This is a genomic window from Streptomyces sp. CC208A (assembly GCF_030010625.1).
Taxonomy (GTDB): Bacteria; Actinomycetota; Actinomycetes; order Streptomycetales; family Streptomycetaceae; genus Streptomyces.
This window is the reverse complement of record NZ_JASCXN010000016.1, coordinates 21,819-48,003: the sequence shown is the minus strand read 5'-3', so window position 1 is coordinate 48,003 and position 26,185 is coordinate 21,819. Positions and strand designations below refer to the sequence as shown.

Annotated in this window: 23 protein-coding genes and 3 tRNA genes; 4 read left to right on the top strand and 22 right to left on the bottom strand. The window is 72.3% G+C overall.

What is annotated here, in order from left to right:
- Window position 1: 1 nt before the first annotated feature.
- On the bottom strand, window positions 2-1,879 hold the full coding sequence (locus tag QK442_RS18750) for a long-chain fatty acid--CoA ligase (protein ID WP_282695109.1): 1,878 nt from the start codon (window positions 1,877-1,879) through the stop codon (window positions 2-4).
- A gap of 288 nt (window positions 1,880-2,167) precedes the next feature.
- A complete protein-coding gene (lepA, locus tag QK442_RS18745) occupies window positions 2,168-4,036 on the bottom strand; it encodes a translation elongation factor 4 (RefSeq protein WP_282695108.1) in 1,869 nt (622 codons plus the stop codon).
- A gap of 208 nt (window positions 4,037-4,244) precedes the next feature.
- Here lepA and rpsT point away from each other — a divergent pair, with 208 nt between their 5' ends.
- The gene (rpsT, locus tag QK442_RS18740; protein ID WP_123452213.1) at window positions 4,245-4,511 is read left to right on the top strand and encodes a 30S ribosomal protein S20; all 267 of its coding nucleotides are present in this window, start codon (window positions 4,245-4,247) and stop codon (window positions 4,509-4,511) included.
- Between the two features lie 409 nt (window positions 4,512-4,920).
- On the opposite strand, the gene holA is transcribed toward rpsT, so the two are convergent.
- Entirely contained in the window at window positions 4,921-5,916 is a 996-nt protein-coding gene (gene holA / locus QK442_RS18735) for a DNA polymerase III subunit delta (protein WP_282695107.1), read from the bottom strand.
- A gap of 60 nt (window positions 5,917-5,976) precedes the next feature.
- On the opposite strand from holA, the gene QK442_RS18730 reads away from it, so the two are divergent.
- The gene (locus tag QK442_RS18730) at window positions 5,977-6,219 is read left to right on the top strand and encodes a hypothetical protein (RefSeq protein ID WP_282695106.1); all 243 of its coding nucleotides are present in this window, start codon (window positions 5,977-5,979) and stop codon (window positions 6,217-6,219) included.
- 16 nt (window positions 6,220-6,235) lie between these two features.
- Here the strand turns inward: QK442_RS18730 and QK442_RS18725 are convergent, their stop codons facing one another.
- From QK442_RS18725 to QK442_RS18685, 9 genes are all read right to left on the bottom strand, one after another.
- On the bottom strand, window positions 6,236-7,501 hold the full coding sequence (locus QK442_RS18725; protein WP_282695105.1) for an MFS transporter: 1,266 nt from the start codon (window positions 7,499-7,501) through the stop codon (window positions 6,236-6,238).
- Between the two features lie 4 nt (window positions 7,502-7,505).
- Entirely contained in the window at window positions 7,506-8,123 is a 618-nt protein-coding gene (locus tag QK442_RS18720) for a helix-turn-helix domain-containing protein (protein ID WP_282695104.1), read from the bottom strand.
- A 120-nt stretch (window positions 8,124-8,243) separates the two neighbouring features.
- Window positions 8,244-10,739, bottom strand: coding sequence for a ComEC/Rec2 family competence protein (locus QK442_RS18715; RefSeq protein WP_282695103.1), 2,496 nt, complete (start codon window positions 10,737-10,739; stop codon window positions 8,244-8,246).
- A complete protein-coding gene (locus tag QK442_RS18710) occupies window positions 10,736-11,725 on the bottom strand; it encodes a ComEA family DNA-binding protein (protein WP_282695102.1) in 990 nt (329 codons plus the stop codon). Before QK442_RS18710 ends, QK442_RS18715 begins: the two co-directional genes overlap by 4 nt.
- A 121-nt stretch (window positions 11,726-11,846) precedes the next feature.
- The gene (locus QK442_RS18705; RefSeq protein WP_282695101.1) at window positions 11,847-12,692 is read right to left on the bottom strand and encodes a DegV family protein; all 846 of its coding nucleotides are present in this window, start codon (window positions 12,690-12,692) and stop codon (window positions 11,847-11,849) included.
- Window positions 12,693-12,770: 78 nt separating this feature from the next.
- On the bottom strand, window positions 12,771-13,517 hold the full coding sequence (locus QK442_RS18700) for a hypothetical protein (protein WP_282695100.1): 747 nt from the start codon (window positions 13,515-13,517) through the stop codon (window positions 12,771-12,773).
- Window positions 13,518-13,651: 134 nt separating this feature from the next.
- Window positions 13,652-16,519 carry a leucine--tRNA ligase gene (gene leuS, locus QK442_RS18695; protein ID WP_282695099.1) on the bottom strand — a complete coding sequence of 956 codons (2,868 nt, stop codon included), beginning with the start codon at window positions 16,517-16,519 and terminating at the stop codon, window positions 13,652-13,654.
- A gap of 318 nt (window positions 16,520-16,837) precedes the next feature.
- Window positions 16,838-16,910: transfer RNA gene (locus QK442_RS18690), tRNA-Ala, on the bottom strand.
- A 69-nt stretch (window positions 16,911-16,979) separates the two neighbouring features.
- A tRNA-Ala gene (locus QK442_RS18685) sits at window positions 16,980-17,052 on the bottom strand.
- Window positions 17,053-17,182: 130 nt separating this feature from the next.
- Between QK442_RS18685 and QK442_RS18680 the strand changes: the two genes are divergently transcribed.
- Window positions 17,183-18,490 (top strand): glycosyltransferase 87 family protein, encoded by a 1,308-nt coding sequence (locus tag QK442_RS18680; RefSeq protein ID WP_282695098.1) that lies wholly within the window; start codon window positions 17,183-17,185, stop codon window positions 18,488-18,490.
- On the opposite strand, the gene QK442_RS18675 is transcribed toward QK442_RS18680, so the two are convergent.
- From QK442_RS18675 to QK442_RS18640, 8 genes are all read right to left on the bottom strand, one after another.
- The gene (locus QK442_RS18675) at window positions 18,469-18,702 is read right to left on the bottom strand and encodes a hypothetical protein (RefSeq protein WP_030494108.1); all 234 of its coding nucleotides are present in this window, start codon (window positions 18,700-18,702) and stop codon (window positions 18,469-18,471) included. The two genes, QK442_RS18680 and QK442_RS18675, sit on opposite strands and share 22 nt — an antisense overlap.
- A gap of 128 nt (window positions 18,703-18,830) precedes the next feature.
- Window positions 18,831-18,903 (bottom strand) — tRNA-Ala (locus QK442_RS18670).
- A gap of 96 nt (window positions 18,904-18,999) precedes the next feature.
- Entirely contained in the window at window positions 19,000-19,653 is a 654-nt protein-coding gene (locus QK442_RS18665) for a histidine phosphatase family protein (RefSeq protein ID WP_282695192.1), read from the bottom strand.
- Complete coding sequence (rsfS, locus tag QK442_RS18660) at window positions 19,650-20,087, bottom strand: ribosome silencing factor (RefSeq protein ID WP_282695097.1); 438 nt, start codon at window positions 20,085-20,087, stop codon at window positions 19,650-19,652. Before rsfS ends, QK442_RS18665 begins: the two co-directional genes overlap by 4 nt.
- 68 nt (window positions 20,088-20,155) lie before the next feature.
- Window positions 20,156-21,850 carry an LCP family protein gene (locus QK442_RS18655; protein ID WP_282695096.1) on the bottom strand — a complete coding sequence of 565 codons (1,695 nt, stop codon included), beginning with the start codon at window positions 21,848-21,850 and terminating at the stop codon, window positions 20,156-20,158.
- Window positions 21,851-21,869: 19 nt separating this feature from the next.
- Window positions 21,870-22,490 carry a nicotinate-nucleotide adenylyltransferase gene (gene nadD, locus QK442_RS18650; RefSeq protein ID WP_282695095.1) on the bottom strand — a complete coding sequence of 207 codons (621 nt, stop codon included), beginning with the start codon at window positions 22,488-22,490 and terminating at the stop codon, window positions 21,870-21,872.
- A gap of 64 nt (window positions 22,491-22,554) precedes the next feature.
- Window positions 22,555-22,719 carry a hypothetical protein gene (locus tag QK442_RS18645; protein WP_282695094.1) on the bottom strand — a complete coding sequence of 55 codons (165 nt, stop codon included), beginning with the start codon at window positions 22,717-22,719 and terminating at the stop codon, window positions 22,555-22,557.
- An 85-nt stretch (window positions 22,720-22,804) separates the two neighbouring features.
- Complete coding sequence (locus tag QK442_RS18640) at window positions 22,805-23,035, bottom strand: hypothetical protein (RefSeq protein WP_282695196.1); 231 nt, start codon at window positions 23,033-23,035, stop codon at window positions 22,805-22,807.
- A gap of 130 nt (window positions 23,036-23,165) precedes the next feature.
- Between QK442_RS18640 and QK442_RS18635 the strand changes: the two genes are divergently transcribed.
- Window positions 23,166-24,284, top strand: a complete 1,119-nt coding sequence (locus QK442_RS18635; RefSeq protein WP_282695093.1) for a M48 family metallopeptidase — start codon at window positions 23,166-23,168, stop codon at window positions 24,282-24,284.
- Window positions 24,285-24,326: 42 nt separating this feature from the next.
- On the opposite strand, the gene QK442_RS18630 is transcribed toward QK442_RS18635, so the two are convergent.
- Complete coding sequence (locus QK442_RS18630) at window positions 24,327-25,406, bottom strand: hypothetical protein (protein WP_282695092.1); 1,080 nt, start codon at window positions 25,404-25,406, stop codon at window positions 24,327-24,329.
- A 115-nt stretch (window positions 25,407-25,521) separates the two neighbouring features.
- Window positions 25,522-26,118 carry a hypothetical protein gene (locus QK442_RS18625; protein WP_282695091.1) on the bottom strand — a complete coding sequence of 199 codons (597 nt, stop codon included), beginning with the start codon at window positions 26,116-26,118 and terminating at the stop codon, window positions 25,522-25,524.
- Window positions 26,119-26,185 lie beyond the last annotated feature (67 nt).

Genomic DNA, 26,185 nt, shown 5'->3' with positions numbered 1-26,185 from the left:
ATCAGGCCTCGCGGGAGCCCTCGTACATCTCCTCGATGAGCTCCTTGTAGGTGCGCTCGACGACCGGGCGCTTCAGCTTCAGGGAGGGGGTGAGCTCGCCGTGCTCGATGTCGAGGTCGCGGGGCAGGAGGCGGAACTTCTTGATGGTCTGCCAGCGCTGGAGGCCCTCGTTGAGGCGGTCCACGTAGCCCTGGACCATCCTCTCGGTCTGCGGGGCGGCGACGACCTCGGCGTAGGACCTGCCCGCGAGGTCGTGCTCGGCGGCCCAGCCCAGGATGGCGGCCTCGTCGAGGGCGATGAGGGCGGTGCAGTAGTTCCGGTCCGCGCCGTGGACGAGGATGTTGGAGACGAACGGGCAGACGGCCTTGAACTGGCCCTCGACCTCGGCGGGGGCGATGTACTTGCCGCCGGAGGTCTTGATGAGGTCCTTCTTGCGGTCGGTGATCCGCAGGTAGCCGTCGGCGGAGAGCTCGCCGATGTCGCCGGTGTGGAACCAGCCGTCGGCCTCCAGGACCTCGGCGGTCTTGTCGGGCAGGCCGTGGTATCCCTCCATGATGCCGGGGCCGCGGAGCAGGACCTCGCCGTCGTCGGCGATGCGGACCTCGGTGCCGGGGAGCGGCTTGCCGACGGTGCCGGTGCGGTAGGCCTCGCCGGGGTTGACGAAGGAGGCGGCGGAGGACTCGGTGAGGCCGTACCCCTCCAGGATGTGGATGCCCGCGCCGGAGAAGAAGTAGCCGATCTCGGGGGCGAGGGCGGCGGAGCCGGAGACGCAGGCGCGCAGCCGGCCGCCGAAGGCCTCGCGGATCTTGGCGTAGACGAGGGCGTCGGCGACCTTGTGCTTCGCCGTGAGGCCGAAGGGCGCGGAGGCGGTGCCGGTGCGCCGGAAGTTGTCCTGGGTGACCTTGGCGTACTCGCGGGCGACGCCGGCGGCCCACTGGAAGATCTTGTACTTGGCGGCGCCGCCGGCCCGGGCCTTGCTCGCGACCCCGTTGTAGACCTTCTCGAAGATGCGGGGGACGGCTGCCATGTAGGTCGGCCGGACCACCGGCAGGTTCTCGACGATCTTGTCGACGCGGCCGTCGACGGCGGTGACGTGGCCGACCTCGATCTGGCCGGAGGTGAGGACCTTGCCGAAGACGTGGGCGAGCGGCAGCCACAGGTAGGCCACGTCGTCCTGGACGAGCAGGCCGGTGGCGGCGATGGCCTTGGCCATGTACGACCAGTTGTCGTGGGGGAGGCGGACGCCCTTGGGGCGGCCGGTGGTACCGGAGGTGTAGATGAGGGTGGCGAGCTGGTCGGCGGTGATCGCGGCGACCCGCTCCCTGACCGCCTCGGGGTGCTTCTCCAGGTACGAGGCTCCGCGCTTCTCCAGGTCGGCGAGGGTGACCACCCACTCGTCGGAGGTGTCGGCGCCCTCGGGGTCGATGATCACGACGTGGCGGAGGTCCGGCAGCTCGGCGCGGCGCTCGACGGCCTTGGCGAGCTGGGCGGCGTTCTCGGCGATGAGCACCGTCGACCCGGAGTCCGAGAGGATGAAGGCGGACTCCTCGGCGTTGGTCTGCGGATAGACGGTGGTGGTGGCGGCGCCGGCGCACATGACGCCGAGGTCGGCGAGGATCCACTCGACGCGGGTGGCGGAGGCGAGGGCGACGCACTCCTCCGGCTGGACGCCGAGGTCGATCAGGCCGGCGGCGATGGCGTAGACCCGCTGTGCGGCCTGGGCCCAGCTGAGCGACTTCCAGTCGTCCGGCCCCGTGCCGGAGGCGGCGGGCACCGGATGACGGTACGCCTCGGCGTCCGGGGTGCGCTCGACTCGTTCGAGGAAGAGCGCCGCGACGGAGGGCGGCCGGTTCTCGATCTGGGTCTGGGTGTCGCTCACGTCGTCCTCCGGGCGGCGGCGGTGCCTGTTGGGATGCGGGGGTCGGTGCAACTACGGATGCGTTCTGCGTACGCGTCTTGACGGATGTCTCTTGCGTCCTGACGGATGTCTCTTGATGTCTCTTACGGACGCGTCTTACGGATGCTCTTGCGTATGCGTGACTAACTCGCGAGTAACCTTCGGGGGGCTTCAGGTTAGAGCTCCGGCGTCCGGTGCGTAAGGCCCTGTGGATAACGAACGGGTCCGCGCGCCGATGGCACGCGGACCCGTTCACGTCGGCCGATCCGGTTACTTCTTGGTCTTGCCGCCGGACTCGTCGCTGGAGAGGACGGCGATGAAGGCCTCCTGCGGGACCTCCACCGAGCCGACCATCTTCATGCGCTTCTTGCCTTCCTTCTGCTTCTCGAGCAGCTTCCGCTTACGGGAGATGTCACCGCCGTAGCACTTGGCGAGGACGTCCTTGCGGATGGCGCGGATGGTCTCGCGGGCGATGACCCGGGAGCCGATGGCGGCCTGGACGGGCACCTCGAAGGCCTGCCGCGGGATGAGCTCGCGCAGCTTGGCGACGAGCCGCACGCCGTAGGCGTACGCGGCGTCCTTGTGGGTGATCGCCGAGAAGGCGTCGACCTTGTCGCCGTGGAGCAGGATGTCCACCTTGACGAGTGAGCTGCTCTGCTCGCCGGTGGGCTCGTAGTCGAGCGAGGCGTAGCCGCGGGTCTTGGACTTCAGCTGGTCGAAGAAGTCGAAGACGATCTCGGCGAGCGGCAGGGTGTAGCGGATCTCGACGCGGTCCTCGGAGAGGTAGTCCATGCCGAGGAGGGTGCCGCGCCGGTTCTGGCACAGCTCCATGATCGAGCCGATGAACTCGGTGGGGGCGAGGATCGTGGCGCGCACGACCGGCTCGTACACCTCGCTGATCTTGCCCTCGGGGAACTCGCTCGGGTTGGTGACCGTGTGCTCGCTGCCGTCCTCCATGACCACGCGGTAGACCACGTTGGGGGCGGTGGCGATGAGGTCGAGGCCGAACTCGCGCTCCAGGCGCTCGCGGATCACGTCGAGGTGGAGCAGGCCGAGGAAGCCGACGCGGAAGCCGAAGCCGAGGGCGGCGGAGGTCTCGGGCTCGTAGACGAGGGCGGCGTCGTTGAGCTGGAGCTTGTCGAGGGCGTCGCGCAGCTCCGGGTAGTCGGAGCCGTCGAGCGGGTACAGACCGGAGAAGACCATCGGCTTCGGGTCCTTGTAGCCGCCGAGCGGTTCGGTGGCGCCCTTGGACTGGCTGGTGATCGTGTCACCGACCTTGGACTGGCGGACGTCCTTCACGCCGGTGATGAGGTAGCCCACCTCGCCGACGCCGAGGCCGTCGGCCGGCAGCATCTCGGGCGAGTTGGTGCCGATCTCCAGGAGCTCGTGGGTGGCGCCGGTCGACATCATCCTGATGCGCTCGCGCTTGTTGAGCTGGCCGTCGACCACACGGACGTAGGTGACGACGCCGCGGTACGAGTCGTAGACGGAGTCGAAGATCATCGCGCGGGCGGGAGCGTCGGCGTTGCCGACGGGGGCCGGGATGTCCCGGACGACCCGGTCGAGCAGCGCCTCGACGCCCAGGCCGGTCTTGGCGGAGACCTTGAGGACGTCCTCCGGCTGGCAGCCGATGAGGTTCGCGAGCTCCTCGGCGAACTTCTCCGGCTGGGCGGCCGGCAGGTCGATCTTGTTGAGGACCGGGACGATGGTGAGGTCGTTCTCCATCGCCAGGTAGAGGTTGGCGAGGGTCTGCGCCTCGATGCCCTGCGCGGCGTCGACCAGCAGGATCGTGCCCTCGCAGGCGGCCAGCGACCGCGAGACCTCGTAGGTGAAGTCGACGTGCCCAGGCGTGTCGATCATGTTCAGGATGTGCGTACGGCCCTGGTCCGGCCCCTCCGTGGGGGCCCAGGGCAGCCGGACCGCCTGGGACTTGATCGTGATGCCGCGCTCACGCTCGATGTCCATCCGGTCGAGGTACTGGGCGCGCATCTGCCGCTGGTCGACCACACCGGTCAGCTGGAGCATCCGGTCGGCGAGCGTGGACTTGCCGTGGTCGATGTGCGCGATGATGCAGAAGTTGCGGATCAGAGCCGGGTCGGTACGGCTCGGCTCGGGCACGTGGGTAGGAGTCGCGGGCACGCAGGGTTCTCGTCTCGGGCGGTGTTTCGGAACGGATACGTAGACCCCATCGTCCCATGCCCGGCGCCGGACGTCCGGTTCGGGCGGCTCCGGTCCCCGTTTGGGCGGCCGCGCGGGCGCCTGATACCGTGGACAGCTGTGTCTCGTGTGCCCTCTCAGCTGCGCGGCACAGACCTGAAGAAACATCGAACCTGTAAAGGCTCTTTCAGTGGCGAACATCAAGTCCCAGATCAAGCGGAACAAGACCAACGAGAAGGCGCGCCTGCGCAACAAGGCCGTCAAGTCGTCGCTCAAGACCGCGATCCGCAAGGCCCGTGAGGCTGTCGCCGCCGGCGACCTCGAGAAGGCCACCGTGGCCGCTCGCGCCGCCTCGCGTCAGCTCGACAAGGCCGTCTCGAAGGGTGTCATCCACAAGAACGCCGCCGCCAACAAGAAGTCGGCGCTGGCGCTCAAGGTCGCCTCCCTCCAGGGCTGAGTCCGGATCTCCTGATCTCAGGCTGTACCCCGGCCGTACGGGACCCAGCGGACCCTCTCTACCGCTCCCGCCCGGCCCCCCGGCCCGTACGCGAGACGCGTTCGCCACGCGTGTACGGGACCACAGAGCAGTGACCAGAAGGCCCCGGCCGCTCCTTCCCCAGGAGCGCCCGGGGCCTTCTGCGCGCCCTCGCCTTGGGCTTCAGGGGTCTGGGGCTTCAGGGCCTGGGGTGTGTGGCCCCGGGAAGGGGTGGGGCGGGGCCTTCAAGACGGCAACCGGCGACAAACCGCACCGACCCACGAACCGCACGCGCGAACCGCACGCGCGAACCGCACTCGTGACCGGCACCGAAGCAGGCGGCGGACGGCGGGCGGACGCCGAGGCAGACGGCGGACGGGCGCGGGACGGCTCAGTACTCGTTCCGCCGGGACCGCGCCGCGCGCGCCACCGCGACGACCGCCTTCTCCAGGGCGTACTCGGGATCGTCCCCGCCGCCCTTCACCCCCGCGTCCGCCTCCGCGACGGCCCGCAGCGCCACGGCCACCCCGTCCGGGGTCCAGCTCCGCATCTGCTGCCGGACGCGGTCGATCTTCCACGGTGGCATGCCGAGTTCGCGCGCCAGGTCGGCGGGGCGGCCGCCGCGCGCGGTGAGCAGCTTGCCGATGGCCCGTACGCCCTGGGCGAGGGCGCTGGTGACGAGGACGGGCGCGACGCCGGTGGACAGCGACCAGCGCAGCGCCTCCAGCGCCTCCGCCGTCCGCCCCTCGACGGCCCGGTCGGCCACGTTGAAGGAGGAGGCCTCGGCGCGGCCGGTGTAGTACCGGCCGACGACCGCCTCGTCGATCGTCCCGTCGACGTCCGCCGTCAGCTGGGTCACCGCGGAGGCCAGCTCCCGCAGGTCGCTGCCGATGGCGTCGACGAGGGCCTGGCACGCCTCGGGCGTGGCGGACCGGCCGAGGGCCCGGAACTCCTGCCTGACGAAGGTCAGCCGCTCCGCGGGCTTGGTGGTCTTGGGGCAGGCCACCTCCCGCGCCCCCGCCTTCCGCGCCGCGTCGAGGAGCGCCTTGCCCTTGGCCCCTCCGGCGTGGAGGAGGACGAGCGTGATGTCCTCCACGGGCGCGGCGAGGTAACCCTTGACGTCCTTGACGCTCTCCGCCGAGAGGTCCTGCGCGTTGCGCACGATCAGCACCTTGCGCTCGGCGAAGAGCGAGGGGCTGGTGAGCTCGGCGAGGGCGCCGGGCTGGAGCTGGTCGGAGGTGAGGTCCCGTACGTCCGTGTCGGCGTCGGCGGCCCGCGCGGCCGCCACCACCTCACGGACGGCTCGGTCGAGGAGGAGGTCCTCCTGGCCCACGGCGAGCGTGACGGGGCCGAGGAGGTCGTCGCTGGAAGTCTTTCTGGTGGCCATCGCGCTCCAGCATCCCACGCCCCACCGACAGCACCTCCCGGCCCGGGCGAGAATGGCGGGGTGAGTGAACGACACGTACTGGTGCTCCCCGACCGCGACGCCGCCGAGGAGGTGGCCGAGGAGCTGACCGGCCGCTTCGGGGTGGCCGAGGAGCCGCAGCTGGTCCGGGACGCGCTGGCCGGCGAGGACGACGCCGAGGACGCGCAGTGGCTGGTGGTGGTCGAGGACCCGGAGGGCCTGCTCGACCCGGCGGCCCTTGACGGCTTCGCCGCCGAGTACGAGGGCTGGCTGGAGGCGCCTTAGCCGCTCGGCGGCTCGTTCACCCCACGGGGACGGTCGGTTCCCTTTCCTGGGTGGGCAGTTCACGCATGCGCGGGAGGGGCGAGGGCAGGAGCCACAGGACCGCGAAGACGGCGCCCACGGTCGCGACCCACAGGGTGGGCCGGAGGCCGATCACCGTGCCCAGCACGCCGCCGGCGAGGGCGCCGAGGGGGCGGAAGCCGTGGTTGAGGGTGCGGTACGCCCCCATGACCCGGGCCCGCAGGGCGTCGGGTATGAGCGCCAGCTGGAAGGACCCCGCGGCCACGTCGACGATCATCACACCGACGCAGGACAGGAACTCGGCGGCGAACAGGACGACCACCACGAGCGGCAGCGGCCCGTGCGCGGCGGGTATGAGAACCAGCGGCAGGGTGAAGCCGAGGAAGCCCGCGACGATGGAGCCGCCGATGCCGAGGCGACGGACGACCGCTCCGCTGCACAGCGCGCCGAGCAGGCCCCCGACGGCTCCGGTGCCGAGCACCAGGCCGAGCAGGCCCGCACTGAGGCCGAGGTCCTTGGTCACGTAGAGCACGAAGAGGGTGTGGAACATGTAGTTGAAGAACTGCACGGTGCCGGAGGCGGCGAAGAGCGCCCGCATCGACGGCTCCCGCACCATCCAGCGCATCCCTTCCGTGAAGTGCCCCTTGGCCACGGGCGCCGGGGCGGGCTCGTCCGCCGGTACCTTCGCCAGGTAGCCGGCCGACACCAGGTAGGTGAGGGCGTCCGCGAGCAGCGCCACGGGGGCGGTGAGCACCTGCACCAGTACGCCGCCGATGCCGGGCCCGGCCAGCCATGCCGTCGAACGGCTTCCGTTCACCAGCGAGTTGGCCTGTACGTAGCGCTCGGTGGGGACGAGGGCCGCGAAGAGAGTGGAGTTGCAGGCCTCGAAGAGCACCGACAGGGCGCCCACCGCGAGGGCGACGGCGTAGAGCTGGCCGAGCTTCAGCAGGTCGAAGGCGTACGCGACGGGCAGGGTGATCAGCAGTGCCGCCCGCCCCAGATCCGTGGCGATCATGATCTGCCGGCGGTTCGCCCGCCGGTCGACCCAGGCTCCGAAGGGCAGGTTGAGCAGCAGGGCGGGGAGGAGCTCCAGGGTCTTGAGCCAGCCCATCTGGGCCGCGTCGGCGCCGAGCACGAGCACGGCGGTGAGCGGCAGGGCCATGAGGGAGATCTGGTCGCCGACGAGCGAGACCGTCTGCCCCGTCCAGTAGCGGCGGAACGTCCGCTCGCGCAGCAGCGCCGGAACCCGCGCGGTGAGGTCCACCCTGTCACTCCTTGTCGTCGTCGGTGTCCGGGTCCAGGTAGGCGATCTTCAGGAAGCTGACGGGCTGCGCGCCGGGCGGCCGGAGCGCGGGGTCGTCCTCCCGGTCCGCATAGGCCCGGAGCAGTTCGTCGATCCGCTGCCCGAGGGCGGTGAGCTCCTCGGGTGTGATGTAGACGAGGGCGTCCCCGAAGAGCTCGGCCTCCCGCCACTCCTTCGACACGCCCGCCCGGTTCTCCAGGGCGTGGGCGAACCGCCCGAAGTACCGTTCGGCGACGGCCACGTTGAGTTCGTCGGCCGCCTGGGCGACCGAGGCGTCGTCGCTGTAGCCGGGCCACTCGGTGTACCGGGCGGTGGCCCGCCAGGGCTTCTCCCTGCCGCGCCCGCCCGGCGCCTCCTCCACAAGCCCGTACTTGGCGAGTATCCGCAGGTGGTACGAGCAGCTGGCCACCGACTCTCCGGTCAGCTCGGCGGCCCGGGTGGCGGTGAAGGGCCCGTGCCGGCGCAGCAGCCCGACCAGGGTCATCCGCAGGGGATGGGCGTAGGCCCGCAGGGCCCGGGGATCGGTCAGCCTGACGCTGTGGGACTGCTCGCCCTCGGGCGGGGGTGCACTGTTCTCCGGCATGATCTAAAGCCATCCATAGAAAGACTCCTTTACAAGCATTTCTTTATAAGCGTTTCTTTACAAGCACCTCCTCGCCCAGCCCGCCCGGCCCTGGGCCTCCGCCAGACCCGAACCTCCGGGTCACCGCCCTCTCGCCACGGCCACCAGCTCCCTCCCCGCGCCCGCCACCGCGATCGCCCCGTCCCGGTCGGTCCGCAGCACCCTGGCGCCGCCCGCCCGCAGCGCCGCCAGCGTCCGGGGCGAAGGGTGGCCGTAGGTGTTGCGCCCCGTGGACACCAGCGCCAGCCGGGGCCGTACCGCGGCGGTCAGGCCGGGGTCCTGGTGCGGGGAGCCGTGGTGCGCCACCTTCAGCACGTCCACCGGTCCCAGCTCCGGATGCGCCCGCAGCAGGGCCCGCTGCGCCGGAGGCTCCAGATCGCCGAGCAGCAGGACGCTCACCCCGCCCGGCCCGCGGACAAGCAGCGTGACGCTGGCGTCGTTCGCCCCGCCGACCGGCGGCCCCGGACCGCCCGGCGGCCACAGCACCCGCCACTCCAGCGCCCCGGCCCGCCGCCGCTCCCCCGACTCCGCCCGGACCACCGGCACCCCCGCCTCCCCCGCCACCCGTCGGACGAACTCCGCCTGCCCGGAAGGTTCTTCGAGCCCCGTGGTCTGGATCGCCCCAACGGCCCGCCCTCTCAACACCCCCGGCAGACCGGCCACATGGTCGGCGTGAAAGTGGGTCAGCACCAGCAACGGCACCCGTGTCACGCCCAGTTCGCGCAGACAGCGGTCCACCGCCGCCGGGTCAGGACCGGCGTCCACCACCACCCCTTCCTCCCCGCCCGCCGCGAGCACCGTCGCGTCCCCTTGCCCCACCTGGCACATCGCGAACACCCAGCCGGGCGGCGGCCAGCCGGTGACCCAGCGCACCAGCGGCACCGGCCGCACCACCACGAGCACCAGCAGCACGGCCACGCCGACCACCGGCCAGGTCCGGTGCCGCAGCCGCCGCGCCCCGGCCACCGCCACGACCGTGACGAGCGCCAGCGCCGCCCCTCCCCACCAGCCGCCGGGCCACGCCAGCTCCGCCCCCGGCAGCGCCGCACCCGCCCGGGCCACCCCGGCGATCCAGCCGGCCGGCCAGCCCGCCACCCACGCGAGCCCCGCCGCACCCGCCGCCCACACCGGTGCCACGGCGAGCGCCGCGAAGCCGAACACCGTCGCCGGCGCCACCGCCAGCTCCGCGAAGAGGTTCGCCGGAATCGCCACCAGACTCATCCGGCCCGCGAAGACCACCACGACCGGCGCGGTCACCGCCTGGGCCGCCAGCGCGGCGGCCAGCGCCTCCGCGAGCCGGCCCGGCACCCCGCGCCGCCGCAGCGCCTCGCTCCACCCCGGCGCCACCACCAGCAGCGCCCCGGTGGCCAGGACCGACAGCAGGAACCCGTAACTCCGCGCCAGCCAGGGGTCGTACAGCACCAGGACCAACACCGCCGCGGCCAGCGCCGGGAGCAGCGACCTCCTGCGGCCGGTCGCGACGGCCAGCAGCACGACAAGCCCGCAGGCCGCCGCCCGCAGCACGCTCGGATCGGGCCGGCACACGACCACGAAGGCCAGCGTGAGCCCCGCGCCCGCCAGCGCGGTCCCGCGCAGCGAGAGCCCGATCCGGGGAGCGAGCCCGCCCCGCTCCACCTGCCGCGCCCGCCCCGGACGCCCGACGAGCAGGAGCAGCACGATCGAGAGGTTGCTTCCTGAGACAGCCAGTAGGTGGGTGAGGTCGGTGGCCTCGAAGGCCTCCCGCAGGTCGGTGCCGATCCGGGACGTGTCCCCCACGACAAGCCCGGGAAGCAGCGCCCGCGCGTCCGGGGCGAGCCCGTCGCTCGCCTCCCGCAGCCCCGCCCGCAGCTCGCCTGCGGCCCGCTGGAGCGCGCTCGGCGCCCCCACCACCCGCGGCGGCCCCGCCCCGGCCCTCAGCACGGCCGCGAACGGATCCCCCGGCGCCATGGGCGGGGCGAAGCGGGCGGTGACCCGCAACCGTGTGGACGGCAGCAGCCGCAGCCACGCGTCCCGCCCCTCCCCCGGCGGCACGATCAGCAGCACCGGGGCGCGGGTCCGGTGGGCCGTGCCGTCCGCCCGCTCCACCAGGCTCACCTCGGCCTCCACGACCACCGACACCGGCACCATCGACCGCCCGCTCACCCGCGGCCGGGTGAGCCGGGGATCCGCGGTCACCGTCACCTCCGCCCGGGCCCTGCCGTACTCCTGGGCCAGAACGGGCACCGGCCCCCGCCGCAGGTCCGCCGCGTGCAGCCCCGCCGAAGCGGCCCCCGCAGCGGCGCACAGCAGCACCCCGGCCCAGGCGGTGGCCCGCAGCCGCCACCCCGGCACCTTCACGCCTCCCCCACCCGCACCGGCCCTGCCTCGGGCGCCCTCTCCCGCTCCCGCCGGATCCCGGCCCCCGGTGAGCCGCCGCGCCACCGCCGGTGTCAGCAGCACCACCGCTCCGGCCAGACAGAAGCCCACCCCGGCGACCGTCCACCACCCGGCGACCCCCAGCGCCACGGCGGCCGCCGCCCAGGCGGCCAGGGCAGGCGGCACGAGCCGCAGATCGGCCGTCTCGTCCCGGCTGGTCACGGCCGCACCAACGGCTGGAGGTCGGCGAAGCGCCGCTCGCCGATCCCGTCGACCTCGCGCAGCTCCTCGACCGAGCGGAACCCGCCGTGCGCCGTGCGGTGGTCGACGATCCGCCGGGCGAGCACCGGACCCACCCCCGGCAGCCCGTCGAACTGCTCGACCGTCGCCGTGTTGAGGCTCAGCGGCGCACCGCCCCCGCCCGACCCCACCACGGGCCCCGGTCCGCCGCCGGCGGGCGGCGCGGGCACCCCGACAAGCACCTGCTCACCGTCGAGGAGGACCCGGGCCCGGTTGATCCCCGTCAGATCCGCGCCGGGCCGCACTCCCCCGGCGGCCCGCAGCGCGTCCACGACCCGTGACCCGGCCGGCAGGGTCAGCACCCCCGGCCTGTGGACCTTCCCGCCCACGTCCACGACGACCTTCGCCGGACCACCACCGCTCGGAGCACCACCGCCAAGACCCTCACCCGGCCGTGCCGCAGGAGGCGAGGCCGCCACCGGCTCGGCCCGGACGAGCTCCGGCGCGCCCACCGGCTCCGGCCGCCCCGCCCAGAAGAAACCGCCGGCCGCACAGGCCGCCACCACCAGCACCACGGCGAGCGCCGCCAGCGACCTCGGCTCCAGCCCGCACCGCGTCTGCACCCACAGTGGCAGCCGCTCCCGCACCGCCGCCCGCCACCGCCGCTCCCCCGTAGCGAGGACCACCGGTTCGGCAACGGCCACCGATTCGTCGACCGCCACCGGCTCCGGGGCCGGTGGCGGAAACAGAGCGTCCCCCCGTTCCCGTACCACCCCCGCCTCGCCCCCGGCGACACCCGGTGGCGAGAGAACGCGCCTCACACGGGCCCGCCGGCGGGCCCGTCCCGGCGGCGCACCCCGCCGGGACCTCGTGGCACCGGGCCTCGTCGAGGCAGAACGCGTCGAGGAAGAGGCAGAAGAAGCAGAAGGCGCGGAAGGAACGGAAGAAACAGTCGTCCGAAGATCCATGCCTGCGACGGTAGGGTCCGCCGCGGGCCCGTGCGGTCGCCCGCCGACTTCTGTGGAGAGCGACCCGCCGGTGGACAACTCCCTCACCCACAAGGGTGAAAGACCCTGTCTCGGCCCCGCCTCAGCGCGGAGAGACGACCACCGCGAGCAGCCCCGGCCCGGTGTGCGCGCCGATGACCGCGCCGACCTCGCTGACGTGCAGCTCCGCGATGCCGGGCACCCGCTCCCGCAGGCGTTCGGCCAGCGCCTCGGCCCGTTCCGGCGCGGAGAGGTGGTGGACGGCGATGTCGACGGGGCCGGAGCCGGCCCGCTCGACGGCGAGCTCCTCGAGGCGGGCGATCGCCTTCGACGCGGTCCGCACCTTCTCGCGCAGTTCGATGCGGCCGCCTTCGAGTTCGAGCAGCGGTTTCACCGCGAGCGCGGAGCCGAGCAGGGCCTGCGCGGTCCCGATCCGCCCGCCTCGGCGCAGGTGCTCCAAGGTGTCGACGTAGAAGTAGGCGGAGGTGTCCCCGGCCCGCTTCTCGGCCGCCGCGACCGCTTCCTCCAGCGAGCCGCCGGCCTCCACGACCTCCGCCGCCGCGAGGGCGCAGAAGCCGAGGGCCATGCCGATCATGCGGGTGTCCACGACCCGTACGGGGACCGGGGCGTCCTTCGCCGCGAGCAGGGCGGCGTCGTAGGTGCCGGAGACCTCGGCGGAGAGGTGGAGGGAGACGATCCCGCGCGCGCCCGCCTCGGCGGCCTCCCGGTAGGCGGCGGCGAAGACCTCGGGGCTGGGCCGGGAGGTGGTGACGGACCGGTGCTTCTGCAGGGCCTCGGTGAGCGCTCTGGCCGAGATCTCGGTGCCCTCCAGGAGGGCGCGGTCGCCGATGACGACGGTCAGCGGGACCGCGGTGATGGCGTGCCGCTCCATCGTCTGGGGTGGCAGGTAGGCCGTTGAATCGGTGACGATCGCGACATGCCGGGACATGAGCGGGAGGTTACCCGCCACGGCCGCCGCTCGGCAGCCCGGCCCCGGTCACGCCCCGTCCGGCGGCCCCGCGGGCGGTCAGCCGGCGGACTCCGGCCGGGCCTTCTTCTCCCACGGGTACGCGGTCGTCCGGGGGTCCGGCGCGGTGATCGCCTGCGGCTCCTCGCCGAGCCGGGGCTCCGACCCGGCGCCCGACTCGTACCAGGCCGGCTGCGACGGACCGGTCCCGGCCGGATCGGCCGCGGCCGCACCCCGGCCGGAGGGCGTACCCCGGTCCGAGGCCGTCCAGTGGCGCAGCGCGCCCGTCTCGACGTCGATCTGGGCGCTCAGCGTCTCCAGGTCGTCCTCGGCGAACCGCCGGGCCCGGTCGTGGGCGGCCTGCCGCAGCGCGTCGGCCGAGCCGGTGATCCGCTCGGTCCGCTCGGTGAGCGCGGGCAGCTGCCCGGCCACGTACGCCTTGTCCGGCTCCCGCTCCAGGCGCTTGAGGTCCTCGTCCAGCTCGCGGCCGTGGGCGCTGAGCCGGGCGAAGAGGTCGAGCGACTCCCGCAGCGAGGCGTCCTCCACGGCCCCCGCCCGGAGCGCCTCCTGCGTGGCGCGCATCGAGTTGCGCAGCGAGAGCCGCAGTCTGGCCAGCTCCGCGGCGGTGCCCACCTGTCCGAGGCTCTTGGCCCGCAGCGTGGTGTCCTCGACGGTACGGCGGGCCTGGTCGAGGGTGCGGTCGACGCCGCGCTTGGCGGCCTTGACGACCTTCACGGTGGCGTAGACCCCGAGCGCCACGAACGAGAGGAAGAGCAGCGCCAGGATCGTGACAATCGCGGCTTCCATGTGCGTCGCTCCTCAGGCTCCGTCGGCGTCCCACGTCTGTGGTTCTTCCACGGTAAACGGAACGGGCAGGCCGGTGGTTCCAACGGAACCCCCAACCTGCCCGTAGGGGAAACCCCCTAGGCCCGTGGCGGCGCTCAGGCCACGATGTTCACCAGCTTCGGCGCGCGCACGATCACCTTGCGGATCTCGGCGCCGCCGAGGGCCGTGACGACGTGCGGGTCGGCCAGGGCCAGCGCCTCCAGGTCGGCGTCGGAGATCGACGGGGAGACCTCCAGGCGGGCCTTGACCTTGCCCTTGATCTGCACGACGCAGGTGACCGTCTCGTCCACCACGTACGCCGGGTCGGCGACCGGGAAGTCCTGGTGGACGACGGAGTCGGTGTGGCCGAGCCGGTGCCACAGCTCCTCCGCGATGTGCGGGGCGAGCGGGGCGACCAGCAGCACCAGCTGCTCGGCGACCTGGCGGGAGACCGCGCCGCCGGCCTTGGTCAGATGGTTGTTCAGCTCGGTGATCTTGGCGATGGCCGTGTTGAAGCGCATGCCGGCCATGTCCTGGGTGACGCCGTCGATCGCCTTGTGCAGGGCGCGCAGCGTGACCTCGTCGGGCGTGGTGTCGACGACGGTGACCTCGCCGGTCGACTCGTCGACGATGTTGCGCCACAGCCGCTGGAGCAGCCGGTACTGGCCGACGACGGCGCGGGTGTCCCACGGGCGGGAGACGTCCAGCGGGCCCATCGCCATCTCGTACAGGCGCAGGGTGTCGGCGCCGAACTCGGCGCAGATCTCGTCCGGCGTGACGGCGTTCTTCAGGGACTTGCCCATCTTGCCGAGGACGCGGCTGACCTTCTCGCCCTCGTACCAGAACGCGCCGTCGCGCTCCTCGACCTCGGCGGCCGGCACCGCGATGCCGCGGGCGTCGCGGTAGACGAAGGCCTGGATCATGCCCTGGTTGTAGAGCTTGTGGAAGGGCTCGGCCGAGGAGACGTGACCCAGGTCGAAGAGGATCTTGGACCAGAAGCGGGCGTACAGCAGGTGGAGCACGGCGTGCTCGGCGCCGCCGACGTACAGGTCCACACCGCCGGTGGGCATGCCCTCACGCGGACCCATCCAGTACTGCTCGACGGCCGGGTCGACGAGCTTCTCGTCGTTGCGCGGGTCCAGGTAGCGCAGCTCGTACCAGCAGGAACCGGCCCAGTTGGGCATGGTGTTGGTCTCGCGGCGGTACTTCTTCGGCCCGTCGCCCAGGTCGAGGGTGACGTTGACCCACTCCTCGTTGCGGGAGAGCGGGGTCTCGGGCTGGGTGTCGGCGTCGTCCGGGTCGAAGGTCCGCGGGGAGTAGTCCTCGACCTCGGGCAGCTCCAGCGGGAGCATCGACTCGGGCAGCGGGTGGGCGACGCCGTCCTCGTCGTAGACGATCGGGAAGGGCTCGCCCCAGTACCGCTGGCGGCTGAACAGCCAGTCGCGCAGGCGGAAGTTGACAGTGCCCTCACCGATGCCCCGGTCGGCCAGCCAGGCGGTGATCTTCGCCTTGGCGTCGACGACGCCCAGGCCGTTCAGGGAGATCTCGTCGTTGGCGGAGTCGATCAGCTTCGCCTCGTACGAGGAGAAGGCGTCGTCCCAGGTCGACGGGTCGGTGCCGCGGTCGTCGCTCGGCTCGACGACGCAGCGCATCGGCAGCTCGAAGGCGCGCGCGAAGGCGAAGTCGCGGGAGTCGTGGGCGGGGACGGCCATGATGGCGCCGGTGCCGTATCCCATGAGGACGTAGTCGGCGATGAAGACGGGCACCTGCGCACCGCTGACCGGGTTGGTCGCGTACGCGCCGGTGAAGACACCGGTCTTCTCCTTGGCGTCGGCCTGCCGCTCGACGTCGGACTTGGAGGCGGCCTGCTTGCGGTAGGCGTCGACGGCCTCGCCGGGGGTGGCGTGCCCGCCGGTCCACACCGCGTGGGTGCCCTCGGGCCAGGCGGCCGGGACGATCTTCTCGACCAGCTCGTGCTCCGGCGCCAGGACCATGTAGGTCGCGCCGAACAGGGTGTCCTGGCGGGTGGTGAAGACCGTGATGGCGCCGGTGTCGCCGACCTGGAAGTCGACGCGGGCGCCCTCGGAGCGGCCGATCCAGTTGCGCTGCTGGAGCTTGATGGCCTCGGGCCAGTCCAGGCCGTCCAGGTCGTCGAGCAGGCGGTCCGCGTAGGCGGTGATGCGCATGTTCCACTGGCGCAGCTTGGCCTTGAAGACAGGGAAGTTGCCGCGCTCGGAACGGCCGTCGGCGGTGACCTCCTCGTTGGCGAGGACGGTGCCCAGGCCGGGGCACCAGTTGACCGGCGCGTCGGAGGCGTACGCCAGGCGGTACTCGCCCAGGACGGCGTCGCGCTCGGTGGTGGACAGCTCGGCCCACGCGCGCGCGTGGCCGGGGATCTCACGGGTGCCGTTCTCGAACTGCTCGACCAGCTCGGCGATCGGACGGGCCTTCGCGGCCTCGGTGTCGTACCAGGAGTTGTAGATCTGCAGGAAGATCCACTGGGTCCACTTGTAGTAGTCCGGGTCGATCGTGGCGAAGGACCGGCGCTTGTCGTGGCCCAGGCCCAGCCGGCGCAGCTGGGCCTTCATGTTCTCCATGTTGGCCTCGGTGGACACGCGCGGGTGCGTGCCGGTCTGTACCGCGTACTGCTCGGCGGGCAGGCCGAAGGCGTCGAAGCCGAGAGTGTGCAGCACGTTGTACCCGGACATGCGCGCGTGGCGGGCGAAGACGTCCGTCGCGATGTAGCCGAGCGGGTGGCCGACGTGGAGGCCCGCACCGGAGGGGTACGGGAACATGTCCATGACGAACTTCTTGGGGCGGGCGGCGACCTCGGGGTCGCCCGCCAGGTCGCCGGAGGGGTTCGGCGCCTCATAGGTGCCCTCGGCGTCCCAGGCGTCCTGCCAGCGTGCCTCGATGTCGGCGGCCATGGCCGCCGTGTAGCGATGCGGGGCCGCCGTCTCGGCGGCCGTGTTGATCTCGGTCATGGTCCTAGAAGCTCCATCGATCGTCTCTGCCCACTGCCACGAACTGCCACGAAATGAAAAATCCCCTCGCACAGGAGGGGACGCCGCGCCGACTCCGACGGGATGTCTTCCGCCCGTCGGGACTGATCAGCGCGGCTCGATAAGCAGGAGGCGTACGGCACGCATGGCGCCAGGGTACCGCAGGGCCCACACGGGCCGCATCGACGTTCCACGGGCGGCGCGGCCCTCCGGGCGGCTCTCCCGGGCGGCCCTCCCGGAGACGAAGACCCGGACACGAAGAAGCGGGTCATCCGATCCGGACGACCCGCTTCTCTTCTGTGGAGCTAAGGAGAATTGAACTCCTGACCTCTTGCATGCCATGCAAGCGCTCTACCAACTGAGCTATAGCCCCTCGTGCGGCGTTCAGCTTACCGCAGAAGTGCGGCGAGCCACCCGCTACGGATGGCCCGTCTGCCTTCTGTGGAGCTAAGGAGAATTGAACTCCTGACCTCTTGCATGCCATGCAAGCGCTCTACCAACTGAGCTATAGCCCCTCGTGATCGTCCGCCCGGCTCCCTCTCGGGTCTTCCTCGCGGCGACGGACAGAACAGTAACCGGCCGCCGGGCAGATCTCCAAATCCGTTTCTCCGGGGCTGTCGGAGGCGCCGGGTAGGGTCGCCGTCTGTGTCCCCCTTCGCGTCTTCCCCGTCCCGCGCCCGGCCGTGGCCCCTGGTCGCCGCCGCGGCGGCCTGTCTGATCTCGTTCGCGGCCTTCTGGGTGGCGCAGCGCGTCGCCCACGTGAACATGCTCGACGTGATGGTCTACCGGGCCGAGGCCGAGACGCTGCGGGCCGGCGGCGACCTGTACGCGATGCGCGCCACCTCGGCGAACCTGGCGATGACCTATCCGCCGTTCGCCGCCGTGCTGTTCCTGCCGCTGACCCTGGTGGACGTCCCACTGATGCGGACGCTCTCCACGGCCGGGAACCTGCTGCTGGTGGCGGCCCTGGTGCGGCTCTCGCTCCAGCTGGTCCGCCCGGCGCTCGCCGCGCCCGGCCGACGGGCCGACCTGTGGCGTACGACGCTGTGGGTCGCGGCGGTCGTGGTCTGGTGCGAGCCGGTGTGGACGACCCTCCGGTACGGGCAGATCAACCTGCTGGTCGCGGTGGCGGTGCTGTGGGACCTCACCCGCCGCGAGGGCAGCCGCTGGGCCGGCCTCGGCATAGGTCTGGCGACCGCGGTGAAACTCACACCGGGGCTCTTCGTGGTGCTGCTCCTCGCCGCGGGGCTGCTGCTGTGGCGCCGCGACCGGGGGACGAACCAATGGCTGCGCACCGCGCTGACCGCGACCGGGGTCTTCCTCGTCACGACGCTGGCCATGGTGGTGGCGCTGCCCGCGGACTCGAAGACCTTCTGGACGCGGACGCTGTTCGAGACGGGCCGGGTCGGACACGCCGAGGAGACCGCCAACCAGTCCCTCAGTGGGGTCCTCGCCCGACTGATGCACACGGACGCGCCCGGCCTGTGGTGGCTGGCGGCGGCGGTGCTCCTGGGCGGCGCGGCGATGGCGCTCGCGGTGCGGGCCGCGGTGCGCGGCGACAGGGCGGTGGCCGTGGTCGTCACCGCCTTCACGGCGCTGATGGTCTCGCCGATCTCCTGGTCCCACCACTGGGTCTGGTGCGTGCCGCTGCTGATCCTGCTGTACGAGCGGACCACACGCGCGTGGCAGGTGACGGGCGCGGTGGCGCTGGCCTTCGCCTCGTTCGCGCTGTGGTGGGTGCCGCACGACCCGGGCCGTCCCGAACTCGACCAGAACGCGGGGCAGATGCTGCTGTCGGCGGTCTACCCGCTCACGGCGACGGCCGTCTTCGCCGGGTACGCGCTGGCGGTGTGGCGGAGCCGACGACCGGAGAGCCCTCGGGGGCCGGAGGCCGCGGAGGCTCCTCGGCGGACCGTCGTGGTCCGGGAGCCTCAGGCCGTGGCGAAGGAGTAGAACCGCTTGAGGGTGCAGTGCTCGTCGAGGAGCCGGCCGTAGATCGGCTCCCCCTCGAGTTCGCGGTAGGTCTCGATCGGGTCGCCCTTTATGATCAGCGCCCGCGCGCACTCCTCGCACCAGTACTGGTAGTCGGGGTTGACGGGGTCCATGTCCCGCACGATGGGCGTGCCGCTGCCGCACCAGTCGCACTTCCGCCTGTGCGCACCCAAGGCCACCCTCCCGTCCGGATCCTGGTCCCCCTCCGGCCGTCCGATTCTGCCATGGCCGGGCGGCGGCCCAGAAGTGACAAAACGACAGATCCCGCCCCCCCTTGACGGGAGACGGGATCCGGTGATTGTGGAGCTAAGGAGAATTGAACTCCTGACCTCTTGCATGCCATGCAAGCGCTCTACCAACTGAGCTATAGCCCCTCGCGTTCTCCGCGCTCAGCGCTGCGAACAAGAAGAACTTTAGCCGGTGACCTGCCGGAAAGGGAAATCCGGGCCCCTGGGGCCCGGCCCAAAGCGTCAGGTGTCGTCGCCGAGGACCGGCTCGGGCAGCGAGCCGGCGTTGTGCTCCAGGAGGCGCCAGCCGCGCGCGCCCTCGCCGAGGACGGACCAGGAGCAGTTGGAGAGGCCGCCCAGGCCCTCCCAGTGGTGCGGCTCCAGGCCGAGGAGCCTGCCGATGGCGGTACGGATGGTGCCGCCGTGGCTGACCACCACCAGGGTGCCGTCCTGCGGCAGCTTGTCGGCGTGCTCCAGGATCACCGGAGCGGCCCGGTCGGCCACCTCGGTCTCCAGCTCGCCACCGCCCCGGCGCACCGGCTCGCCGCGCTTCCAGGCGGCGTACTGCTCGCCGTACCGCGCGACGATCTCGTCGTGCGTCAGCCCCTGCCACTCCCCCGCGTACGTCTCGCGCAGCGCGGCGTCATGGGCGACGGCGAGGCCGGTGAGCACGGCCAGCTCGGCGGCCGTGGCCGCCGTCCGCTTCAGGTCGGAGGCGACGATCGCGTCGGGGCGGAGGGCGGCGAGCAGCCGGGCGGCACGGCGGGCCTGGTGGACGCCGGCCTCGGTGAGCTCGATGTCGGTCGAGCCCTGGAAGCGGCGCTCCAGGTTCCAGGAGGTCTGGCCGTGGCGCCACAGGACGATACGGCGGCCGGCGCCGCCCTTGGCGGCGCTCAGCTCAGCTCACCGTCCGCTCTGTCGGCACCGGTCAGCGCGGCGTGCTCGGCCGCCTTGCCGCGGGTCTTGACGGCGTCCTCGGGCAGCGGCAGCTCGGGGCAGTCCTTCCACAGCCGCTCCAGGGCGTAGAAGACCCGCTCCTCGCTGTGCTGCACGTGGATGACGATGTCGACGTAGTCGAGGAGGATCCAGCGGGCGTCGCGGTCGCCCTCGCGGCGGACCGGTTTGGCACCGAGCTCCTTCTGGAGCCGCTCCTCGATCTCGTCGACGATCGACTTGACCTGGCGGTCGTTGGGCGCGGAGGCGAGCAGGAAGGCGTCGGTGATCGACAGCACATCGCTGACGTCGTACGCGATGATGTCGTGAGCGAGCCGGTCGGCCGCCGCCTGGGCGGCGGCGTTGACGAGCTCGATGGAGCGATCGGTGGCGGTCACAAGCAGGCTTTCGTCGGCGGTCAGTACTCCTCCAGGGTCTCACGGACCGCCGACGACACCGCAAACGATTACGGGGCGCCCGGGATCTCGTAGTCCCGGCCGAGGACGACGGTGACCGCGGCGCTGCCGGAGGGCTTGCCCTTGGTGACCGCGCCCGCGGGCAGTCCGAGGGTCTTGGCGACCTCGACGGCCGTGGCCTTCTGGGCGTCGTCGCCGTACACGACCTCGGACGACGCCCGGCTGTCGGTCCTGCTGCCACCGGCGAAGGCGTAGCCGCCGTTGACCAGGACGACCCTGGCCGCCTCGACGGCGTCCTCGCCCGTTCCGTCCTTGATCGAGACCCGCGGCACCCCGCTGGAGTCGAGGACGGTGACCTTGCCGCCGAGGATGTCCTTGACGACGCTGTCGCCGGCGCCCTCGGCGAGCGTCCCGTCCTGGCCGACGGGCAGCAGCGCCGTCTTGTAGGCGCCGGTCTTGGCGTGGTCGGCGAGCTTGGCGAGGGAGGCGCCGAGGTCCTTCTCGGGGAGGGACGGGTCGGCGATCTGCTGGAGGTACTCGATGGCGGTCGTGGCGTTCGCGGCGTCGCTGGGCATCTTGCGCAGCACACCGCCCACGACCTGGCCGAAGCGCTGGAGCTGCTTGGCCTCGGCCTCGCCGGGGCCCCGGTGGGTGGCGTAGGCGACGGCGGCGCGGCCGGAGAGGGTCTGCTGCTCGCCCTTGGTGACGAGCGGGTCGGCGCCCTTCTTGCCCTTGGGGTCGGGGACGGTGGTGTCGGTGTCGACCTCGATGCCGCCGAGGTACTCGACGAGGTTCTCCAGGTAGGGGGTGTCCAGCCGCCAGGTTCCGGCGATCTTGGCACCGAGGAGGTTGTCGAGCGCTTCGCGGGTGCCGCTGGAGCCGTCGTCCTCGACGGACTTGCCGAGGGTGGTGGTGGCCCCGTCGGTGTCGGCGACGGCAAGCGCGTTGGGCAGCAGGACGGTGGTGCTCTGCTGGGTGGTGGTGTTGTCCACGAGAAGGGCGGTGGAGGTGCCGCCGCTCCGGGTGTCGTGGAGGTGGAGGACGATCGTGTCGCGCCGCTGCGGGCCGGTGGCGGTGGTCTTCTGCTGCTCTCCGGAGTCGCCGGTGCCGGGGAACAGGCCGGCGGACCAGAGGTAGCCGAGGCCGCCGACGGCGGCGAGGACGAGGACGGCGACGAGGGCGATCACCCGGTTGCGTCCGCGGCGGCGGGCCTCCTCGCGGCGCTCCGAGCGGCTCTCGGTGAACTTGAGCCAGTCGATGACGTCCTCGGAGTCCTCGTCGGGCTCCTCGATGAAGGAGAACTGCTCGGTGCGGTACTCCTTGCCCTCGTCCGCGCCTTTGTCGGCGGCCGGCCGGCGGGGCGCCCTGGGGGCGGCGGGCGGCTCGGGGGCGGGCCGCTGGCCGGGGACGCCGGCGGGGGCGGCGGCGACGGGCGCCGCGGGCTCGGCCGCGGCCTGCCCCTGCTGTCCGCCGCCGTAGGTCTCGTACGGGTCGTAGCCGGCGGGCTGGGCATGGCCCTGCCACCCGGCGTAGGTGTCGTACGAGGGCTGCTGAGGGGTCGGGGGCTGCTGCTGGGCGTAGGGGTCGTAGCCGTACGCCTGCTGCTGACCGGCGTACGGGTCGTACGCGGGTTGCTGCGGGGCCTGGCCCTGCTGCTGGTACACCGGCTGCCCGTACGCGTCGTAGCCGATGATCTGCGGCTGCTGCGGGTAGTACGGGTCGTACGGGTTCTGCTGGTCGTTCACCGGTGCCCCTTCCCCGGACTCACTCGCCGCGGTACAGCCGGCGCTTGTCGATGTAGCGGACCACGCCGTCCGGGACGAGATACCAGACGGGGTCGCCTTCCGCGACCCGTGCGCGGCAGTCGGTGGACGAGATGGCGAGGGCGGGGACCTCGACCAGGGAGACGCCGCCCTTGGGCAGACCGTCGTCGGTGAGGTCGTGGCCCGGCCGGGTGACGCCGATGAAGTGGGCGAGGGAGAAGAGCTCCTCCGCGTCGCGCCAGGTGAGGATCTGCGCGAGCGCGTCGGCCCCGGTGATGAAGAAGAGGTCGGCGTCGCCGTTGAGCGCGCGCAGTTCGCGCAGGGTGTCGATGGTGTAGGTCGCGCCGCCGCGGTCGATGTCGATGCGGCTGACCGAGAACTGCGGGTTGGAGGCCGTGGCGATGACCGTCATGAGGTAGCGGTCCTCGGCGGGCGACACGACCTTGTGGTTCTTCTGCCACGGCTGGCCGGTCGGTACGAACACCACCTCGTCCAGGTGGAACAGGGCGGCGACCTCACTGGCCGCCACCAGGTGTCCGTGGTGGATCGGGTCGAACGTCCCGCCCATCACGCCGAGGCGGCGCTTGCCGCGGCCGCCAGTAGGCACTTCCTGCTCTCCCATGCGTGCAGAGCCTACTGGCACGGCGGCGGACGCCGGCTCAGCGGCCTCCCGGTCGGCGTCCGGCTCAGCGGTCGCGGTTGAAGCGGGTGGTGATCCAGAGCAGCAGCATCAGCGCGAGGAAGGCGCCGACTCCCGTGACATACGGGTTGAGGCTGTCGTGGTTGCCACCGTGCTCGGCGCCCTCGGAAGCAAGCGTGACGAGGTTGGCGGCGGTGCTGTGGAGGCTCATCTTCGGGAGGACCTATCCGATCGGGGGTGGAAGCGGAGACTTCGCGCACATCGTATGCGGGCCGTCCCGGCGGGCTCACGCCGACTCAGGCGTTGGCGTCCCCCGCGCCCTCGGACGTGCCTCGGGCAGGGGTGTCGGCGGGCTGTGCGACGGTCTCGTCGGCGGTCTCGCCGCGGCGGTATCCGCGGAGCAGGAACCAGGCGAGGAGGGCGCCGCCGACCATGGAGATCAGCAGGACGATGCGGAGCGTGTCGCCGAGGCCCTGCTGCGCCGCGGCGATCCCGGTGAGGGCGGCGGTGGCGGCGGTCTCCGGCATGGCGGTCGTGCTCCTCGGTTGTCCACAGGGCCCGAGTTGTCCACAGGCTCCCGGCACACGGTAGCGCCAGCGCCTAGGCTGGGTCGCGTCAGGGGGACGAGCATCGATCTCGTACGAACAGGGGGCGTTCATGACAGAGAACCACCAGGGGAGCGTGCCGAGCAGGCAGCGCAAGCGGTTCCCCGGCATCTCCTCGCGGGCCTACGAGCACCCGGCGGACCGCTCGGCGCTGGTGGCGCTGCGCAAGCTCAGCGGCTTCGACACGGTGTTCAAGACGCTGAGCGGGCTGCTGCCCGAGCGGAGCCTCAGACTGCTCTTCCTCTCCGACTCCGTCCGGGTGAGCGACGTGCAGTTCTCCCACCTCAACGACATGCTGAGGGACGCGTGCCATGTGCTGGACCTGGAGAAGGTCCCGCCGATGTACGTGACGCAGGACCCGGTGCCGAACGCGATGTGCGTGGGCCTGGACGAGCCGATCATCGTGGTCACGACGGGTCTGGTCGAGCTCCTCGACGAGGAGGAGATGCGGGCGGTGATCGGCCACGAGGTCGGTCATGCCCTCTCGGGCCACGCGGTCTACCGGACGATCCTGTTCTTCCTGACGAACGTGGCGCTGAAGGTGGCCTGGATCCCGCTGGGGAACATGGCGGTGATGGCGCTGGTGACGGCGCTGCGCGAGTGGTTCCGCAAGTCGGAGCTGTCCGCCGACCGGGCGGGCCTGCTGGTCGGGCAGGACGTGCGGGCCTCGATGCGGGGCCTGATGAAGATCGCCGGCGGCAACCACCTCCACGAGATGAACGTGGACGCCTTCCTCGCCCAGGCGGACGAGTACGAGAAGGCCGGTGACCTGCGGGACTCGGTCCTGAAGATCCTCAATGTACTGCCGCGCTCGCACCCGTTCACCACCGTGCGGGCGGCGGAGCTGAAGAAGTGGTCGGAGAGCCGCGATTACCAGCGGCTGATGGACGGCCACTACCCGAAGCGCTCGGAGGACAAGGACGCCTCGGTGACGGACTCCTTCCGGGAGTCGGCCGGGCACTACGCGCAGACGGTGAAGGACAGCAAGGATCCGCTGTTCAAGCTCGTCGGGGACATAGCAGGCGGGGCCGGTGACCTCGCGGGCGATCTGGGCGGACGGCTGCGGACGGTGTTCGGCGGCGGCGCGGCGAAGGGGTCGGGCGGGAAGGAGCCGGGCAAGGGCGCCGACGGGGAGACGGGCGAGGACTCCGGCAAGGGGTCGGACGCGTAGTCGGGGCCGCGCCGTCAAGGCCGTGTCGTCAGAACTGCGTCGTCAGGGCTTGGGCTGGGCGGCCGGGTCGAGGGCTCCGCAGAGAGCGGGGGCCGCGGGCCGGTCGGTGGCGTAGGGATCGGTGAGGGCCGGTCCGCTCTTCGCCGGGGCTTCGGCGTCGGCCAGGAGCGGCCTGAGCCCGCCGCCGGTGTCGGCGCCGCAGGCCTGCGGTCCGGCTTCGACGGTACTGGTCAGCAGCTCGGCCCGGTGCATGCGCAGGTCCTCGCGGTCGAAGCGGAGGTGCAGGGTGCGGTGGACCGTGAAGAGCGAGGCCGCGGCGACGGCGCCGGAGCCCTGGGCGGCGGGACGCAGCACGTAGGTGAAGGTGTGGTCGGCGGTGACGTCCAGGGTGTCGGGGGTGCTCTCGGCGAAGCGGAGGGTGCCCTGGACGCGGGGTGCGGGCTCGGCGACGGCGACCTCACGGGGGTCGAAGCGGACCACCCAGGCGGCGACGGCGTGCCGGCCGTCGTCGGCGGGTGATTCGACGCTGCGGTCGAACTGGGCGAGCTGGTCGGGGTCGAGCAGCAGGCGGGCGGGGCGGACGGTCTGTCCCGCGAGGACGTCGGGCTCCAGGGAGGAGGCGACCAGGTAGTCCTTGGCGATGCTGAGGGCGGTGACGACCTGCCCCTCGGAGAAGTGGGTGGTGCGTCCGGCGACGGGGAGGTCGATGCCGGCGGCGCCGGTGCGGTACTCGGCGGCGGGGCTGCGGGCGAGGAGCCTCGCGGGGTCTCCGCCGGGGACGGGGCCCTGCGGGGCGAGCGGGACGACGGTGGTACGCAGCGGCTCGGCGCGCTGGTCGGGCGGGGGCTGGTAGGGGTTGCGCAGGCCGAGGAAGACGGCCGTGCCGAAGGCGAGGAGGATCAGCAGGACCAGCAGGAGGGCCTGGCCGGAGCCACGGCGGCCGACGGGGCCGGGGCGGCTGCGGACGGCGAGGGCGTGCTCGCCCATCCGTTCCTGGGCCGAGTACTCCTGGAGGTGGGCAGCGCGGACGAACGCCTCGTCGAAGACGAGGGACCGGTACTCGTCCTCTCCGCCGGGGACTCCCTCGGGATTCCCCTCAGGCGGGTCGCCACGCCCTGCCATACCTTCAGGGTAGGTCGGCGGGGGCTTCGGTAAACGCCCAGGTACACGACAAGTCCGGAAGTTTTCCGCCACCGGGGTGGTGGTTCCGGTCGGCCGTGCCGCCGTCCGGGTGGCGTCAGGGGGTGCGGGGTGCGGCGGGGGCCTGCGGGGCGGTCGCGGGGGTGCCGGTGAGGACCGGTGGCGGGGGAGCGGCGGCCGGGGAGGCGGCGGGCGGGGCCGGCTGGGGCTGGTCGACGCCGGTGGAGGCCGGGGGGACCTGGTCCTGCCGGTTGGCGGCGGCTCCCCGGTAGACGGCGGTGAAGGCGAGGGCCACCATGCCGAGGCCCATGAGGAGGGCGAGGATCCAGGCGACCGGGCGGTGCCAGCGGGCGCTGCCCCGGTAGGGGCGCAGGGCGCCGCCGTGGCGGCCGTAGGGGCTGGCGTCGTCGCCGATGTCGTCGGGCTCGTAGGTGGGGCCGAGGGGGTCGGGGCCGTCCTCGCAGAGGTCGTCGTCGGCGGAGCCGCGACCGGCGTGGGCACGGGCGGCCTCGGCCTCGGCGCGGGCCTGGGCGGCGGCGAGGAGGCGTTCGACGGCCGTCGGCTCGTGGACGGTGGCGGCCCGGACGAACTCCTCGTCGAAGGCCACGTCCCAGTGGCCCTCGGCGGCGCCTCCGCGCTCGTCGTCGGGCTCCCAGCCGTTCGGGGACGGCCTGCCCCCCACGTCGTCCGGCACGGATTCAGAGTAGACCGGGGAGGGGGGTTTGGGCAGGGAGAGTGCGAAGTCTCCCCGCCCGTACCGA